This window comes from Tardiphaga sp. GW822-FHT04G09, from assembly GCF_058800725.1.
On the sequence record NZ_JBXAMO010000035.1, the window covers coordinates 1 to 14,616 of the forward strand.

Below are 14,616 nucleotides of genomic sequence, written 5' to 3' on the forward strand. Positions count from 1 at the left end.
CTCTAACCCCTGATGAGCCAGAGCCTCCCTTCTCGAATTGCCTGATCAGTCTCAAATTATCTGACGACGGACAATCCAACAAGAAAGGCTTGTGAGCCGTCCCGCGGATGAACTCACTTCAGATCAGACACTGAAACCAATGATCCCAGAGGATCCCAACCGGCTCCGTCGAAGCGAACGACTTGTGCGGAGCGCCATGGCGTCCGCTGGTCGGGCGACGTGTTGATGGTGACGCCGGGAATGAAAAGCGGAAGCTGCAAGTCCTTAAGATTTGAAGCCTGCTTCATGATGTTCTCACGGGTTAGATCGTCCCCGCATTTTTCCAGAACGTGGATTATGAGTTGAGCAGTCGAGTATCCGAGGCCATTCATGGTGTCGGTGACCGATTCGTTAGGCGCCCACTCCTTCATGAAGGAAACAAAGTCCTGAACTCCCTTATCGTTCGCCCACACGGGATCGTCGACGCTTTTCAGCCAAATCGATGTCACGACTCCGGTCGATGCTTCGATGCCGGCTGGCTTCAATGTGGATGAAATCTGCGCTCCCGCGGTCAGCACGATGTGAAGGGGCTTCCAGCCGATCTCATGAGCTTTACGGATAGCCTGAGCAACAAATTTAGGAGTCGACGCATTGAAGAAGGTGTCGGCTCCGCTTGCCTTCAGAGAGACAATCGCAGAATCGACTGTCGGCTCCGTCAGCTCGTACGGAATTTCCTTCACGATCATCGTCGCAGCTTTTTCGCCCAACTGCTCTTTCAGTGCCGCGACGTATCCACGGCCGTAGTCATCATTCTGATAAAGAATGCCGAGTTTCGCATTCGGCTTGTTTTGAAGAAGGTAACGGCCGTAGATTCTGCCTTCTACCGCCTGAGACGCATAAAAAATCGTCGTCCACGGCAAGCTTTTCGCATCGTCGAGTTCGGACTGCCGGATGATATGAAGAGTTGCGGCACCTTCTTGCCATTCAAGTAACGCGACACCGCCATGCTCGTCGGCGTTCCCATTTGCCCGACAATGGCCAAGACTTCATCTCCCTCAACCAGCCGCCGGGTTTGCTCAACTGTCTTCGGCGGACTGAAAGCATCGTCGAGAGAGATCAAATTGATCTTGCGGCCGTTGATCCCACCGCGCGCATTGATCATCGCCATATAGCCAGCCATCGTGCGGCCATATGCGCCAAACGCGGACGCCGGTCCGCTATACGGCATCGTCTGGCCAAGCTTGATTTCCTTATCCGTGACTCCGGGTCCTATTGCGGCGCGGACAGACCAGGGGCCGTCTGCACAATAAGAGCTGCGACGATGCTTAGTGTGACCTTGCGCACTGTTTTCTCCGTAATTCGCTAGATGAATTTATAATTCATTTACATGGACAATCTTATTTGACAGCCGATGTGTCAAGCCGCATTGCACGCGCCCCCTCCGTGGGAGCGAGCGCGCGGATGCATAAAACCTGCTTTGAGGTTAGTGTCTTTAGCGTTCCAGAAACGGAATCGCGGAATCGTTTACGGTAATGACCAAGTTGGGTCACTTTCCGATGTCCGAGAATTACCCCCACTTCCGCAGCTATCTCCGTCCCGTTCTTGATGAGATTCTCACGCTTAGCTGAAGATACGAGATCTGGTTATCTTTCCATAATGCGGGGAAGGTCCAGGTCATCCCTTGATGATCACGGTTTGAGTGGCATCAAGAGTGAACATGAGCACATCCCTTTCGCCCCTGCTGGCACCCATGCTGTCGAGCGCCCTGCCAGACGCGCCATGGCACACCCACCGCGACCGCATCGCGGAGATTGCGTCATCGTTCGCAATTCTCGCCTGCACCTGCGGCAAGATCGCGCGCGACATTTCGCTGCTGATGCAGACCGACGTCGCGGAAGCATTTGAGCCTGCCGGCGAAGGCCGAGGCGGCTCATCGACCCTGCCGCACAAGCGCAACCCGGTCGCTGCCGCCACCGCGCTCGCTGCAGCGGCCATGGCGCCCAATCTCGCGGCGACGATTTTCGCGGCGCAGGTGCAGGATCACGAGCGCAGCGCCGGACCGTGGCATGCCGAATGGCCGACGTTACCGATGTTGATGCTTATTACTTCCGGGGCGCTCGCTGCCATTACCGAGATTGCCGAAGGACTTGAGGTCGATACCGCGCGCATGCGCGCTAATCTTGATTCGACGCACGGCCTTATTATGGCTGAAGCCGTGTCGATGGCGCTGGCGGAAAAGGTGGGCAAGAGCGAAGCCCACCACATCGTCGAAGCCGCAAGCCGCAAGGCCATCGAGACCAGACAGCATCTTCGCGACATTCTGGGCAAGGACGCGCGCGTAACGGCCCATCTCAATGCCGGCAAACTCGATAGCCTGTTCGAGCCGATGTCCTATCAGGGGTCATCGCAGGCGCTGATCGACCGGCTGCTTGCATCGCAAGACACATAAAAACGAGGAAAAGTCCCATGCCCATGATCGACGCCGACGGATGTCTGCTCAACGTCTCGGTCGAAGGCCGCGACGGCGGACCGACCATCATGCTGTCGAATTCGCTCGGCGCAACGATGCAAATGTGGGAGCCGCAAATGGCGGCGCTGACAACGCTATACCGCGTGGTCCGTTACGACCGCCGCGGCCACGGTAAGTCCGGCGTTCCCGCTGGCCCCTATTCGATGGAACGCTTCGGCAAGGACGTACTGGCGATTCTCGACGATCTCAACATCGAGAAAGTGCACTGGTGCGGATTGTCGATGGGCGCCATGGTCGGGCAATGGCTCGGGGCCAACGCGCCGGATCGGGTCGAGAAACTGATCCTCGCCAACACGGCTTGCTATTATCCCGACCCGACCAACTGGCTGAATCGTATCAAGGCGGTCAATGAAGGCAGCATTGCATCCATCGCCGATACCGTGATCGCCGCGTGGCTCACGGCGGATTTCCGTGAGCGTGAACCGCAAATCGTAGCCCGCCTGAAAGCTATGCTGATCGCCACCCCGCAGCAGGGTTACATCGCCTGCTGCGAAGCCTTGAGCAAACTCGATCAGCGCGATTTCCTCCCGCGCATCAAGGCCCAAACCCTGGTGATCGCCGGACAGCACGACGCGGCAACGCCGGTGGAAGCAAGTGTCTTCATTCGCGGCCATATTTCGAATGCAAGCATGACCCTGCTCGATGCGGCGCATATCTCGAATATCGAGCAACCGCACAACTTCACCGAGGCCGTGGTCGGCTTCCTAACCCAACGCTGAGAACAATCCGATGGACGACGATCTACACCGCGACAAAGGCACCGCGCAACGGCGCAAGGTACTCGGCAATGCCTGGGTCGATAAATCCACCGCAGGCAAAACCGCATTCAATGCCGAATTTCTCGATCTCATCACCCGCTACGCATGGAGCGAAATCTGGACCCGGCCGCATTTCGACGAACGTACGCGCCGCGTGCTGGTGATCGGCACCATGCTGGCACCGGGGCAATGGGACGAATTTCGGATGCATGTGCGCGCGGCGCTTACTGAAGGCGGCTTCGCGCCGGACGATATCAAGGAAATCCTGCTTCAGCAGGCGATCTATTGCGGCGTTCCTGCAGCGAACCATGCCATCAAGGAAGCGGCCGCTGTGATGCATGAACTGGGTCTGCCCAAATAGTTTAGCAGTGCGCTGTGCCGCGCTCGCCTGGAATTTGATTCCATAGAGCCGCATCCATTTGCGGCCCTATGTCGGCGCCAGAGCGCTATATCCTCTGATAAAGATCATGCATGCTGCCAAGCTTATGATCGAGAGGATCGTCGATAGCAGGATTGTATGTGAGGTCGTCACTGCTTCCCGATTATAATATTCCGCTAATATGAACGGGCCTGTCCCTGTAGGCAGCGCGGCTAACATGACAGCAATGCCAGCGGTTTTCGGCGGCAGATGCAGCAGGCCGTATGCGACAAGACCCGTAAGAAGAGGTTGACCGACAAGCTTCAGCCCGGTGAACACAATAGCGGCCAAACCAATGCTTTTCTGATTGCCGTGCCGGACGGAAAGAAACAAGCCGAGCGAAACGAGCGCGCATGGAGTGGCGCTTCCGGCAAGCATGTGGACGAACGTTACAATCTGTGCCGGAATAGGCAGTCCGGTGGCAGACCATAGAACCCCGGCAATCGGGGACACCAACAGTGGATTTCGAGCCAGAGCCTTGCCCACTTTGAGCGCAAGATGATGGGGACGGGATTCCGTTTGAAATCCGACTTCGATCGCGATCAGCGCAACAGCGAATAACACGCAGACCGTCAGGACGGCTCCCACTGTGACCAAGGGCAAACTGTCCGAACCAAAAATGGCTTGGCAAAGGGAAACCCGATAAAGCCAGCATTAGCATAGCCGGTGTTGAGACCGTCTATGGTCGCGTCCGCAAGAGGATGCCCGCTTCTCATGCGCATCGCGAGCGTGATGCCGAACATTCCGAACGCGCCAATCGAAAAGGCCGCAACGAATCCCGGTTGCCAGAGCGCGGCCCAATGCGCTCCAGCCATGACTTCGAACAACAACGCTGGAAGCCCCAGGAAGATGACATAACGGTTCAATTCCACGCTGGCCGAAGGACCGAGCAAGGAAAGTTTGCCGGAGGCGAATCCGGCAGCAATGATGGCGAAGATCGGACAAACCGCGAGGATCGTGGCGAGCATGGAGAAATTCCTGATGACGGAATTCACCTACGTCGATATCTCCATACATTTCCAATACGTATTTGTGAGAATGTGATACCCTGAAGGTATGGCGATGACTCTTAACCAACTCCGTTATTTCCGCGAATTGGCCGACATCGGCAACTTCGGACGGGCTGCCGAGCGCCTTCACATCTCCCAGCCGCCGCTTTCGCGTCAGATCGCGGCGCTCGAAGCAGATCTGGGGATCGAACTTTTCAACCGAGGCCCCAAGGGCGTGACACTGACACCTGCAGGCCGGCAGTTGCTTCTCGATGCCAAGGAGGTGCTGCGTCTTGCGGACCACGCGCAGCGCAATGCCAAGGCTGCCAGTCGTGGAGAGGCCGGGCAGCTTGACCTCGGCTTCACGATGTCCGCGGCCTACAGCGTGGTGCCCAGTCTAACGCGATTATACAAAGCGGCTTTTCCGCGCGTGGATTTTCGCGTTCGCGAAATGATGCCGAACGTTCTTGATCGCGAATTGAAGGAAGGACGTATCGATTGCGGGATCAGCTTTCCCGGCATCGACGGTTCTGATATTTTATCTAGACTGCTTCTGCGCGAGCCTATGAGTATCGTCCTTCCTCAGGATCATCGGCTGGCTCGGGCACGAAGGCTTAAAATACGAGATCTCTCGGGCGAAAATTTTCTCATCGTGCCGCAAACTCAAGCGCCATTCCTGCACGACAGCATTGTTCAAAGATGCCAGTCGGAAGATTCAAACCGAAAATCTCCCTCGAGGTGTCCCTGCAACAGACGATCGTAAATTTTGTGGCGGAAGGCCTTGGTGTAGCGCTGGTGCCCGCATCAATGCAGAAAGCACTGGTCAAGGGAGCTATCTTCAAGAAAATCGAAAATCCGCCAATGATCGATCAGCTTTTGATTTGGCGGTCCGACAACATCAATCCCTGCATTCCGGGCTTGCTATCCGTCTGCAAAGATATCCAAGGGAAGAAATAGTTGATTGACGTGCACTGAGCTACGCTATGCCATTCCGTACCGCTTAGAACATCATTCGGTTTTCACACGTCGAGGATCTGCAACTCACTCAACGATCGGCCAAATGGAAGCGCTACCGGCAATGGCAGGACGAAGCAGTCGCATGGCTGAGGCGTCAGTGGGGCGACGACCTGAAGACCGTCGTTCAACATCTCGACGAGGCGCGCGCACATATTCACTTCGTCGTCGTCCCGATGCTCTCCCTTGATCGTCGCCTTCCGATCTCGGGCATTCACCCGGGACATCGGGCCGCGGAAAAGACCGCCGAAGCAAATGGCACAGGGCGAGATCAGAAGAAGGCCTATAAAGAAGCAATGGTGGATCTGCAGGACGACTATTATGAACGCGTCAGCGTCAAGTTTGGGCTTCGGCGGTCTAGCCGTGCACTACGCCGGCAAGATCCGGATCATCCGGCTCGAGGACCACCGCACCGGCGTTCACGCCGGCACCGACGCGGAGGCGACCTGATGTTTGCCGCCCTTACGTTTCTCCGAACTGCCGGTGGCGCCCTCGGCGCCGCCGTGGCAGGCGCCTTCGCCTTCTTCAGGACGCCGCTCGGCCAGGTCGTCGGCATCGGCCTGCTCTGCTTCGGCGTCTACATCGTCGGGTTCGCCCGCGGACATCCGCTCTCGGCCGGCGGTCAGCGCCTCCGCCAAGCCGTTGGGCGCGTCGAACAGCGGCAGATAACATGCGCAAATATTTGTTGGCGCCGTAGATTTTTTTCGAGAGAGAGACCGGAAACGTCGCCTCGATCAGCGCTACGAGCTCGACTTAGGCGCACCGGGTGGCGGGATACGCATAGCCGGTCATCATGCCAACGTCGAATTCTACATGCTGACATTCGGCTGAGCCTTGTCGAGCAGAAACGCCTCAACTTGTCGGGCAGTCCGTTCGAAGTGCAGGCAAAGGATTTCGATCGCTGGCTCTACCTCACGGGCCAGAGCTCGTTCGAAGATGAGCTTGTGCTCCTCCTCGATCGCCCTGGGATTGTTCGGAATCGCCCAAGACAGGCGTCGATATCGGTCGGCCCGGTCGAAGAGGCCCTCGCAGATCGATAGTAAGATGGGAGATCCACACGCTGAAATCAGCGTGCGGTGAAAGACGGCGTGCCGAAAATTCCAGTCTTCATCGACCACCGTCGGCTTACCCACCGTGGTGCGTTTCGTGCGTTGCATGAGATGGTGGGCAGAGACCAGGGCTCCCTCCCATTCGGCCCCCCCTTTGGAGATGGAAAGCCGCAGGGCCTGCCCTTCGATCAACTGCCGACTGCTTGCGATATCGCGCAATTCCTCAATCGATAGCGGCGCGACGCGATAACCCCGGTTTTCCTCCACAATCGTGAAACCTTCCGATGTCAATCTCGCCAGCGCTTCGCGCACCGGAGTAACGCTCATCCCGCAAAGTTCCTGCAATTCCGCGAAGCGCAGCCGCGTACCTGGCTCCAATGATCCGTCTCGAATTTGATCTCGGATGCGCAGATAGGCGCTTTCGGCAAGGGTCTTCGCGGCTCCAACATTGCTGATCATTGTTCTCTCGCATAAAACATGGCTTCTATTATCATACACGCTAGATTTTCGAAAATGCTTGACGACATATTTTCTTGCCGTAATGTACACAAAAATTAGGAGGTTCCGATGGTTTTGCCCATCAAAACGATCGACGCGCATCACCACATCTGGCGCTTGGCAGATTTGACATGGCTGAACGGACCGGAAGTGCCTCGCATTTTCGGCCCCTATAGCCCTATTCGCCGCGACTACCCCATCGAGGAATTTCAGCAGGACCTCGAAACCTGCGACGTGGTCAAATCCATCTACGTGCAGACGAATTGGCCGCCTGACGGCGAATTGACCGAAGCACGCTGGGTCCGCTCGGTCGCCGACGCAACGGGGTGGCCCCATGCCTGCGTTGCCTATGCCGACCTCGCATCTCCGACGCTGACGTCACTGCTCGATGCCTATGCCGAGATCCCCGGCATCAGGGGTATCCGCCAACAACTGCACTGGCACGACAATCCCCAATATCGTTTTGCTGCGCGCCCGGATGTGATGAATGACACGGTCTGGCGTAAGGGCATGGCCGAACTCGCCGATCGCAACCTACTCTTCGAACTTCAGGTTTTCTCGGGGCAGATGAAAGACGGCGCCGCCCTCGCCCGCGCTTTTCCGAAGATTAACTTCGTCCTCGAACATGCGGGAATGCTCGAGGATCTCTCACCCGCGGGATGGAGCACCTGGCGCGACGGCATGAAGCTGCTCGCCGCCGAGCCGAATGTCAGCACCAAGCTGTCGGGCCTCGGCACATTCGTCCACGCCTACAAGGCGGATGGCGTCGCGCCGATCATCAAGGAAACCGTCGACATCTTCGGAGCCGACCGCTGCATGTATGGCAGCAACTTCCCGATCGAGAAACTCTGGACCGACTATCGATCGCTCTATCTCGCATTTCGGGAGGCGATTGCCGATCGCTCAGTGGCAGAGCAGACGGCCATTTTACATGATACGGCGGCGCGCATTTACCGCATCTGATCCATCAAAACAAAAACGATTAGGGAGAAGACATGACCAAGAAGCTCAAGGCCCTCAGGGCGTCATCAGCGCTGTGCGCTGCATTTGTTCTTTCGGCACCTGCTCTCGCGGCCAGCCAGCCACTGCGTGTCGGCTGGAATCAGGAACTGTCGGGCGTCTGGACATTTTTTGGCAATGCATGTCTCGACGGCGCCAAACTCGCAGAGTCCGAGGTCAATGCGAAGGGCAAGAAGATCGAACTGATCGTCCAGGACAATCAGAGCAACCCGGCGCAGGCTGCCGCCGTGTCGCGCTCCCTCGACACCCAGGAAAAGGTCGACATCCTCTCGGGACCGACCAATGCGGACGTCTCGCTCGCGGTCTACGGTTATGCCGAAGAGGCGAAACTGCCGACGCTGATGCCGGTAGCGGCATTCCCGCAGCTTACCAAGCCGGGCACCAAGCAGACCTTCCGCATGGAGCCAGACGCCGTCGGCTGGGGTTATGCCGCCATCAAGTTTATCAAGCAGATGAAGCCCGGCGCCAAGATCGGCGTGATGATGAGCGACTTCGCCGTGAACCGCGCCATTCTCGCCGGCCTCAAATATCAGGCGGACAAGGACGGCATCACCATCGTCTCCGAAATGCTGTTCCCGCAGACCGCATCCGACGCCACAGTGCAGACGGCACAGATGAAGGCCAAGAAGCCCGACATGGTGATCGTCGCGGGCGGCGGTGCGTTCGACGCGACACTCACACGCCAAATGCTGGAAGTCGGTTTCAAGCCCGAGCAGATCTATCACCCCTACGGCTCGACCAAACAGATCATGACCTGGGGCGAGCGGTCGGTGGGATCGTATTTCGGCACCTTCTTCGACCACAACCTTCCCAACTTGACCGAACAGGGCAAAGCTTTTGTCGAAAATTTCCGCAAGTTGAAGAACTATCCGCCGGGCTACACCGAGAACTACTGCTACTCGACCGTCTATCTCCTGGCCGAGCTCGTCGACAAGGGCGCAAAGGGACGTGACGGGATTCGTGCGGCGCTGCGCGGCGCCGACACAAAGGAAGTCACCACGGGCATCCCCATCAAGTTCGACCAGAACGGTGCCCGCATCGAATACATGTACCTGATGCAGTTGAAGAGCCTCGCGAAGGACGACTTCAAGACCGACAAGATCAACTACATGGAATGGTCGCCCGAAGTCCTGCCGGTTTACGACCTCGTGAAGTGAAACATTCGTTGTTCCGGACTCGTATCGTGATGGTTGCTTCTGTTCATGTCTGAAGACCACATACTCGTATTCCTCTCCGTCATCACATCCGGCTTGCTGGTCGGCACCATCTTTTCGGTGGTTGCCGCCGGCCTGTCGCTGATCCACGGCACGATCCTGCTTCCGCAGGCATCCAACGGTCAGGTCTTTCTCGGCGCCGGACTTCTGTTCTGGTTGTTCGGAACGGAATATGGCTGGCCGCTCTGGGTGTCCGTGCCGGCGACGTTCCTCATCATCGCCGCGCTCGCTTTTGCCACCGAGGTGTTCATCCTCAAGCGGTTTTATCCGCTCGAGGATCGCAATATCAGCTACCTGATCATCACGCTCGGCATCGCCCAAATCCTGAGCGGCGTGTACACCGGCACCATCGGAAAGATCAGTGATACGTTTCAGGTTACATCCCCGCTCACCGGCTTTGCGATGATCGAGCCGGTACCTATCTCAAACACGCGCCTGATTGCGTTCCTGCTCGCGGCCTGCGTGCTCGGCGGCTTGGTCGCCTTTCTGCGGCTGCACCGGATCGGCCGAGGGCTGAGAGCCGTGTTCCAGAATCGCGAGGCCGCCCGGCTGCGTGGCATCGACACGCTCAAGATCTACCGTTTTGCATTTCTGCTCGGCACAATGATCACGACCGCGGGCGGCATCCTCTTCGCACTAGCCTTCGCACTCGATCTTACGGTCGGCTGGACGATGTCGCTGATCACCTTCTCGATCATGATCGTAGGCGGCCCCGGCAGCGTCATCGGTGCACTTTGTGTCGGCCTTGTGTTCGGCTTCACCCAGGCCATCGTTAGCGTTTTCGCGGATCCCACCGTCGCCACCTTCGCCTATCTGCTCGCGATGCTTGCGATGCTATTCGTCCGCCCAAGTGGATTGTTCGCCAAATGAGAGCCCTCATCATTGCCTTCGTCGTGGCGGCACCGCTTGCGGCAGTACTCACGCTGCACGACGGATTCTTCGTCTTCATTATCGGCATCGCGCTCATTCACATGCTGTGGGCCAGCGGCCTCAATCTGCTCTACGGTTTCACCGGCCTCATCCCGCTGACTTATGCCGGTATGGCCGGTGTCAGCGCCTACACCACGGTGCATCTGGTGATGGCCAAGGGCATGTCGTTCTGGTGGGCGCTCCCGATTGGCAGCGCAGCCGCCGCCGCGCTGGGGCTTCTCCTCAGTCTGCCGGCCATTCGCCTGCGCGGCTTCTACTTTGCCTTGTCAGGCATGGTGATCCAGTCCGCCCTCACCATCGCCTTCGTCTATTTCCCCGCTTATACCAATGGCGACACCGGCATCGCTTCGGTGCCGCGCCCAACCGGCTTCGATGGCAAGGCGATCGCCTCGCCCTATATGGAGCTGGTGCTGGCCCTGTTCGTCGTCGTTGCCGTGGCCGGTATCGCCTTCGCCATGAAGACGCGCTTTGGACGGACATTGATCGCCATTCGCGAGGATGAAGATCTCGCTCGCGCGCTCGGCATCAATGTCACACTCAACCGTACAGCGGCTTTCATCATCTCGTCCTTCATCGCTGGCCTCGGCGGCGGTCTCTACGCGCATTACATCGGTTTCGCCTCGCCGCGTGCCTATGACGTGCTGATCAGCCTCAACATCTGGCTGATGGTCGCGATGGGCGGACGCGGTACACTGATCGGCCCCCTGCTCGGCGCGCTCCTGCTGGCGCCGCTTCCCTATCTGCTGGTGCAATACACCTGGATCAAAGACGTCATCTATGGCGTCGCAATCCTATTCGTCACTATGTTCCTGCCGCAGGGCATCTATGGCTACGTGCTGAAGAGGGGAGCGCGGTCGTGAGCGAACAACTGCTGGAAGCCGTCAGCATCTCAAAAGCCTTTGGTGGCCTGAAAGCGCTGTCAGAGGTCAACGTCGCGCAAGCCAGAGGCGAGCTGCTCGGAATGATCGGTCCCAACGGGAGCGGCAAATCGACCTTCGTGAACGTCATCAGCGGAACGCTGAAGCCGGACAGCGGCGAGGTCAGGCTGGACGGCAGCACCATCTATCGCAAGCCGCAGCACCTCGTCGCCCGTGCCGGCATCGCTCGTACCTTCCAGGCAGTCAAGATCTTCGACAAGCTGACGGTACTTGACAACGTGCTCGCCGGTTCGCTCGCTCGTACGATATCGAGGAACGAGTCGATCGATCTGGCCAAAGCGTCGCTGGCGCGCGTGGGGCTTAACGTCGATCTCGGTCGCGAAGCGGGCGGCCTGGGTCTTTATGACCGCCGGCGGCTGGAATTCGCCACGCGACTCATGTCGAAGCCGAAACTCCTTATGCTTGACGAGCCGGTGGGCGGGCTCAATCCGGAGGAGATCCGGGCCATGATCGCGCTCATACAGTCGCTGCGCGAGGAATGTGGCATCTTCATCATCGAGCACACGATGAAGGTCATCACGTCACTGGCCGATCGCGTCGTTGTGCTGGTCAACGGTAAAAAGTTGGTCGACGACAGCCCACACGCCGTGCTTCGCCACCGCGAAGTTATCGATATCTATCTGGGGACTGGCGATGCTTGAGCTTGAGAAAATCGTCGTCCGCTACGGAGACTTTCTCGCCGTCGACGGTGTCGATCTGACCGTGAACAAGGGCGAGATCGTTGGCATCATCGGCCCCAACGGCGCCGGCAAGACGTCGCTGCTGAACGTCGCCGCCGGTCTCGTTACGCCGGCCTCCGGCGATGTGCGGTTCGGCGCCGCGTCCCTCGCTGGCGTCGCGACCGATCATCGTCTGGCGGATGGTCTGGTGCTCGTTCCGGAGGTGCGTGGCGTCTTTCCGATGATGTCGGTTCACGAAAACCTGCTGGTCGGCGCCTATCTCTGCCGCGACAAGGCGGAGGTCGCGCGCCGCATGGAGCGCGTGCATCGTCTGTTCCCGATCCTAGTCGAGCGCCGCACTCAGATGGTCGGTACCATGTCCGGCGGTCAGCAACAGATGGTCGCCATCGGCTCGGGCTTGATGGCGTCTCCGAAACTTCTGATCCTCGACGAACCCTCGATCGGACTTGCGCCGGTGATCATCAAGGAAATCGGCCGCACGCTCGCACGCTTGCGCGACGAGGGACTGACCATCCTTTTGTCCGAACAGAACGCCAAGCTGGCTACGGCCATAGCCGACCGCATCTATGTGGTGCAGGCCGGCCGAATCCAGATGGCGAGAACCACGGCGAGCCTGCTGGACGATCCGAAATTCGTGGAATCGTTTCTCAGCCTGTCCTGATCTCGAAGCGGGTGCAAAAGGCCGCTGTGCCTTCGAACTTAAAAAAGGAGACCACAATGCCGGCTTTCGCAAATTACGTCCCGTCTGGCGTTATCCCGGCGACGCTTGCGGCGTTCAACGATGACCTCTCGATCAACGAGAACGAAACACGCCGGCATCTGGCGCATTGCGCGCTGACGCCCGGCGTGACGGCCGTCACCGTTAACGGGCACGCCTCCGAAGTCCATGCCTGCTCGTTGGACGAGCAGGAGCGTATGCTGGCCTTTTCTCTCGACGAAGTCGGTGACAAGGTGCCACTTATCTGCGGCATCTACACGGATGGATCGCAGGATGCGGCCCGGATTGCGCGGATGGCCGACCGTGCCGGCGCTTCGGCACTGCTCGTGTTTCCGAGCCAAGTGTTTTCGCTCGGCGGCCAGTTGCGCCCGGAAATGGCTATCGCGCATTTTCGCCGAATCGCTGATGCGACCGACCTGCCGCTGATCCTGTTCCAGTATCCAGCCTCCAGCGACGTCGACTACACGTTCGACACCTTGCTTGCGCTGTTCGAGGCAATTCCCAACATCAAGGCGATCAAAGACTGGTGCAACGACGCTATGCTGCATGAACGGCATATCCGCACGTTCCAGAACCTGCCGAAGCCGGTAAATGTTCTGACCACGCATAGTTCATGGCTCATGTCTTCGCTGACCATGGGCGCGAAAGGACTGCTCTCCGGCGCCGGCAGTGTTGTCGCCGATCTGCAAGTGGCATTGTTCGACGCCGTTCAACGTAATGACCTCGCCGCGGCAAAAGCGGTCAACGATCGCATGTTCCCACTGCAGCAGGCGTTCTACGCGCCGCCCTTCCTCGACATGCACAACCGCATGAAAGAGGCACTGGTCATGCTCGGGCGCCTCGATCGCGCCGTGGTGCGCCCGCCGCTGGTCAAACTGTCCGCACTCGAGTTGTCGCGTCTCCGCGACGCCATCACGGCCTCCGGTCTTGATCCCGGGGGCAAATTTTCCAATGCCGCAGAATAGAAATAGAGAGGCAATCACTGATGAAACTTTTGAGAGTTGGCCCCGCCGGCCAGGAAAAACCCGCAGCCATCGATAGCACAGGTGTGATCCGCGACCTGTCCTCGCTGGTGCCCGACATCGATCGGCGAATGCTCGGACAGGCCAGCATCGCAGCGCTCAAGAGGGCAAACCTGTCCGACCTGCCTGCGCTGTCCGCTTCGGAGCGGATCGGCTCATGCGTCGGCGATGTCCGCAACTTCGTAGCCGTTGGTCTCAATTACGCGGACCATGCCGCCGAAACCGGCGCTGCCATTCCAGCCGAACCGATCATTTTTAACAAGGCGCCTTCATGCATCGTCGGTCCGAATGATGATGTCATCATTCCGCGCGGCTCGACGAAGCTGGATTGGGAGGTCGAGCTCGCCATAGTGATCGGCGAGAAGGCTTCCTACGTTACCGAGCAGGCCGCGATGGATTACGTCGCCGGATTCTGCATCTGCAACGACGTGTCGGAACGCAACTTCCAGAACGAGCGCGGCGGCAGCTGGAGCAAGGGCAAAGGTTGCCCGACATTCGGCCCCCTCGGCCCTTGGCTTGTCACACCTGACGAGATTCCCGATGTGCAGGAGCTGGACATGTGGCTCGATGTCAATGGCAAGCGTATGCAGACCGGCTCGACGAAAACCATGATTTTCAGCGCCGGATTTCTGGTGTCCTATATTTCTCAATTCATGATTCTGGAGCCCGGCGACGTGATCACCACCGGAACACCGCCTGGTGTCGGGCTAGGAATGAAGCCGCCGACATTTCTCTCTCAAGACGATGTAATGGCGCTCGGCATCGAGGGCCTCGGAGCTCAGAGACAGGTCGTCGTCCGATAGCATGGGGCACGGAAGAGCTTTTTCGCTCGGACCGGGGGCTACATGGCAGCGATCGT

Annotated in this window: 16 protein-coding genes and 2 pseudogenes; 12 read left to right on the plus strand and 6 right to left on the minus strand. The window is 58.4% G+C overall.

Annotated features, from left to right (window positions below; all coding sequences use genetic code 11):
* Positions 1–113: 113 nt before the first annotated feature.
* Positions 114–899, minus strand: a complete 786-nt coding sequence (locus AC1RLZ_RS30290) for an ABC transporter substrate-binding protein (protein WP_493191701.1) — start codon at positions 897–899, stop codon at positions 114–116.
* Entirely contained in the window at positions 860–1,207 is a 348-nt protein-coding gene (locus AC1RLZ_RS30295) for an ABC transporter substrate-binding protein (RefSeq protein WP_493191702.1), read from the minus strand. The genes AC1RLZ_RS30290 and AC1RLZ_RS30295 overlap by 40 nt, the downstream gene beginning before the upstream one ends.
* A 531-nt stretch (positions 1,208–1,738) precedes the next feature.
* Between AC1RLZ_RS30295 and AC1RLZ_RS30300 the strand changes: the two are divergent.
* From AC1RLZ_RS30300 to AC1RLZ_RS30310, 3 genes and pseudogenes are all read left to right on the plus strand, one after another.
* Positions 1,739–2,428, plus strand: a pseudogene (locus AC1RLZ_RS30300) (lyase family protein); the annotation flags it as partial.
* Positions 2,429–2,445: 17 nt separating this feature from the next.
* Entirely contained in the window at positions 2,446–3,228 is a 783-nt protein-coding gene (gene pcaD / locus AC1RLZ_RS30305) for a 3-oxoadipate enol-lactonase (protein WP_493191703.1), read from the plus strand.
* A 10-nt stretch (positions 3,229–3,238) separates the two neighbouring features.
* A complete protein-coding gene (locus tag AC1RLZ_RS30310; protein WP_493191704.1) occupies positions 3,239–3,628 on the plus strand; it encodes a carboxymuconolactone decarboxylase family protein in 390 nt (129 codons plus the stop codon).
* A 66-nt stretch (positions 3,629–3,694) separates the two neighbouring features.
* Here the strand turns inward: AC1RLZ_RS30310 and AC1RLZ_RS30315 are convergent, their stop codons facing one another.
* Positions 3,695–4,249: an AEC family transporter gene (locus AC1RLZ_RS30315; protein ID WP_493191705.1), complete on the minus strand. Its 555-nt coding sequence runs from the start codon at positions 4,247–4,249 to the stop codon at positions 3,695–3,697.
* A gap of 8 nt (positions 4,250–4,257) precedes the next feature.
* The gene (locus AC1RLZ_RS30320) at positions 4,258–4,653 is read right to left on the minus strand and encodes an AEC family transporter (protein ID WP_493191706.1); all 396 of its coding nucleotides are present in this window, start codon (positions 4,651–4,653) and stop codon (positions 4,258–4,260) included.
* Positions 4,654–4,747: 94 nt separating this feature from the next.
* On the opposite strand from AC1RLZ_RS30320, the pseudogene AC1RLZ_RS30325 reads away from it, so the two are divergent.
* Positions 4,748–5,631 (plus strand): annotated as a pseudogene (locus AC1RLZ_RS30325) (LysR family transcriptional regulator).
* Between the two features lie 476 nt (positions 5,632–6,107).
* Here the strand turns inward: AC1RLZ_RS30325 and AC1RLZ_RS30330 are convergent.
* Both AC1RLZ_RS30330 and AC1RLZ_RS30335 read right to left on the minus strand, forming a co-directional pair.
* Positions 6,108–6,293 carry a hypothetical protein gene (locus AC1RLZ_RS30330; RefSeq protein WP_493191707.1) on the minus strand — a complete coding sequence of 62 codons (186 nt, stop codon included), beginning with the start codon at positions 6,291–6,293 and terminating at the stop codon, positions 6,108–6,110.
* 204 nt (positions 6,294–6,497) lie between these two features.
* The gene (locus tag AC1RLZ_RS30335) at positions 6,498–7,196 is read right to left on the minus strand and encodes a GntR family transcriptional regulator (RefSeq protein ID WP_493191708.1); all 699 of its coding nucleotides are present in this window, start codon (positions 7,194–7,196) and stop codon (positions 6,498–6,500) included.
* Between the two features lie 108 nt (positions 7,197–7,304).
* Here AC1RLZ_RS30335 and AC1RLZ_RS30340 point away from each other — a divergent pair, with 108 nt between their 5' ends.
* From AC1RLZ_RS30340 to AC1RLZ_RS30375, 8 genes are read left to right on the plus strand one after another with little or no spacing between them, the layout of a single operon-like run.
* Positions 7,305–8,198, plus strand: a complete 894-nt coding sequence (locus AC1RLZ_RS30340; RefSeq protein ID WP_493191709.1) for an amidohydrolase family protein — start codon at positions 7,305–7,307, stop codon at positions 8,196–8,198.
* Between the two features lie 32 nt (positions 8,199–8,230).
* A complete protein-coding gene (locus AC1RLZ_RS30345) occupies positions 8,231–9,412 on the plus strand; it encodes an ABC transporter substrate-binding protein (RefSeq protein ID WP_493191710.1) in 1,182 nt (393 codons plus the stop codon).
* A 45-nt stretch (positions 9,413–9,457) separates the two neighbouring features.
* The gene (locus tag AC1RLZ_RS30350) at positions 9,458–10,339 is read left to right on the plus strand and encodes a branched-chain amino acid ABC transporter permease (protein WP_493191711.1); all 882 of its coding nucleotides are present in this window, start codon (positions 9,458–9,460) and stop codon (positions 10,337–10,339) included.
* Entirely contained in the window at positions 10,336–11,259 is a 924-nt protein-coding gene (locus AC1RLZ_RS30355) for a branched-chain amino acid ABC transporter permease (RefSeq protein ID WP_493191712.1), read from the plus strand. The genes AC1RLZ_RS30350 and AC1RLZ_RS30355 overlap by 4 nt, the downstream gene beginning before the upstream one ends.
* Entirely contained in the window at positions 11,256–11,978 is a 723-nt protein-coding gene (locus tag AC1RLZ_RS30360; RefSeq protein WP_493191713.1) for an ABC transporter ATP-binding protein, read from the plus strand. Before AC1RLZ_RS30355 ends, AC1RLZ_RS30360 begins: the two co-directional genes overlap by 4 nt.
* On the plus strand, positions 11,971–12,678 hold the full coding sequence (locus AC1RLZ_RS30365; protein ID WP_493191714.1) for an ABC transporter ATP-binding protein: 708 nt from the start codon (positions 11,971–11,973) through the stop codon (positions 12,676–12,678). The genes AC1RLZ_RS30360 and AC1RLZ_RS30365 overlap by 8 nt, the downstream gene beginning before the upstream one ends.
* A gap of 56 nt (positions 12,679–12,734) precedes the next feature.
* Positions 12,735–13,700, plus strand: coding sequence for a dihydrodipicolinate synthase family protein (locus AC1RLZ_RS30370; protein WP_493191715.1), 966 nt, complete (start codon positions 12,735–12,737; stop codon positions 13,698–13,700).
* Positions 13,701–13,720: 20 nt separating this feature from the next.
* Positions 13,721–14,560: a fumarylacetoacetate hydrolase family protein gene (locus AC1RLZ_RS30375; RefSeq protein ID WP_493191716.1), complete on the plus strand. Its 840-nt coding sequence runs from the start codon at positions 13,721–13,723 to the stop codon at positions 14,558–14,560.
* Positions 14,561–14,616 lie beyond the last annotated feature (56 nt).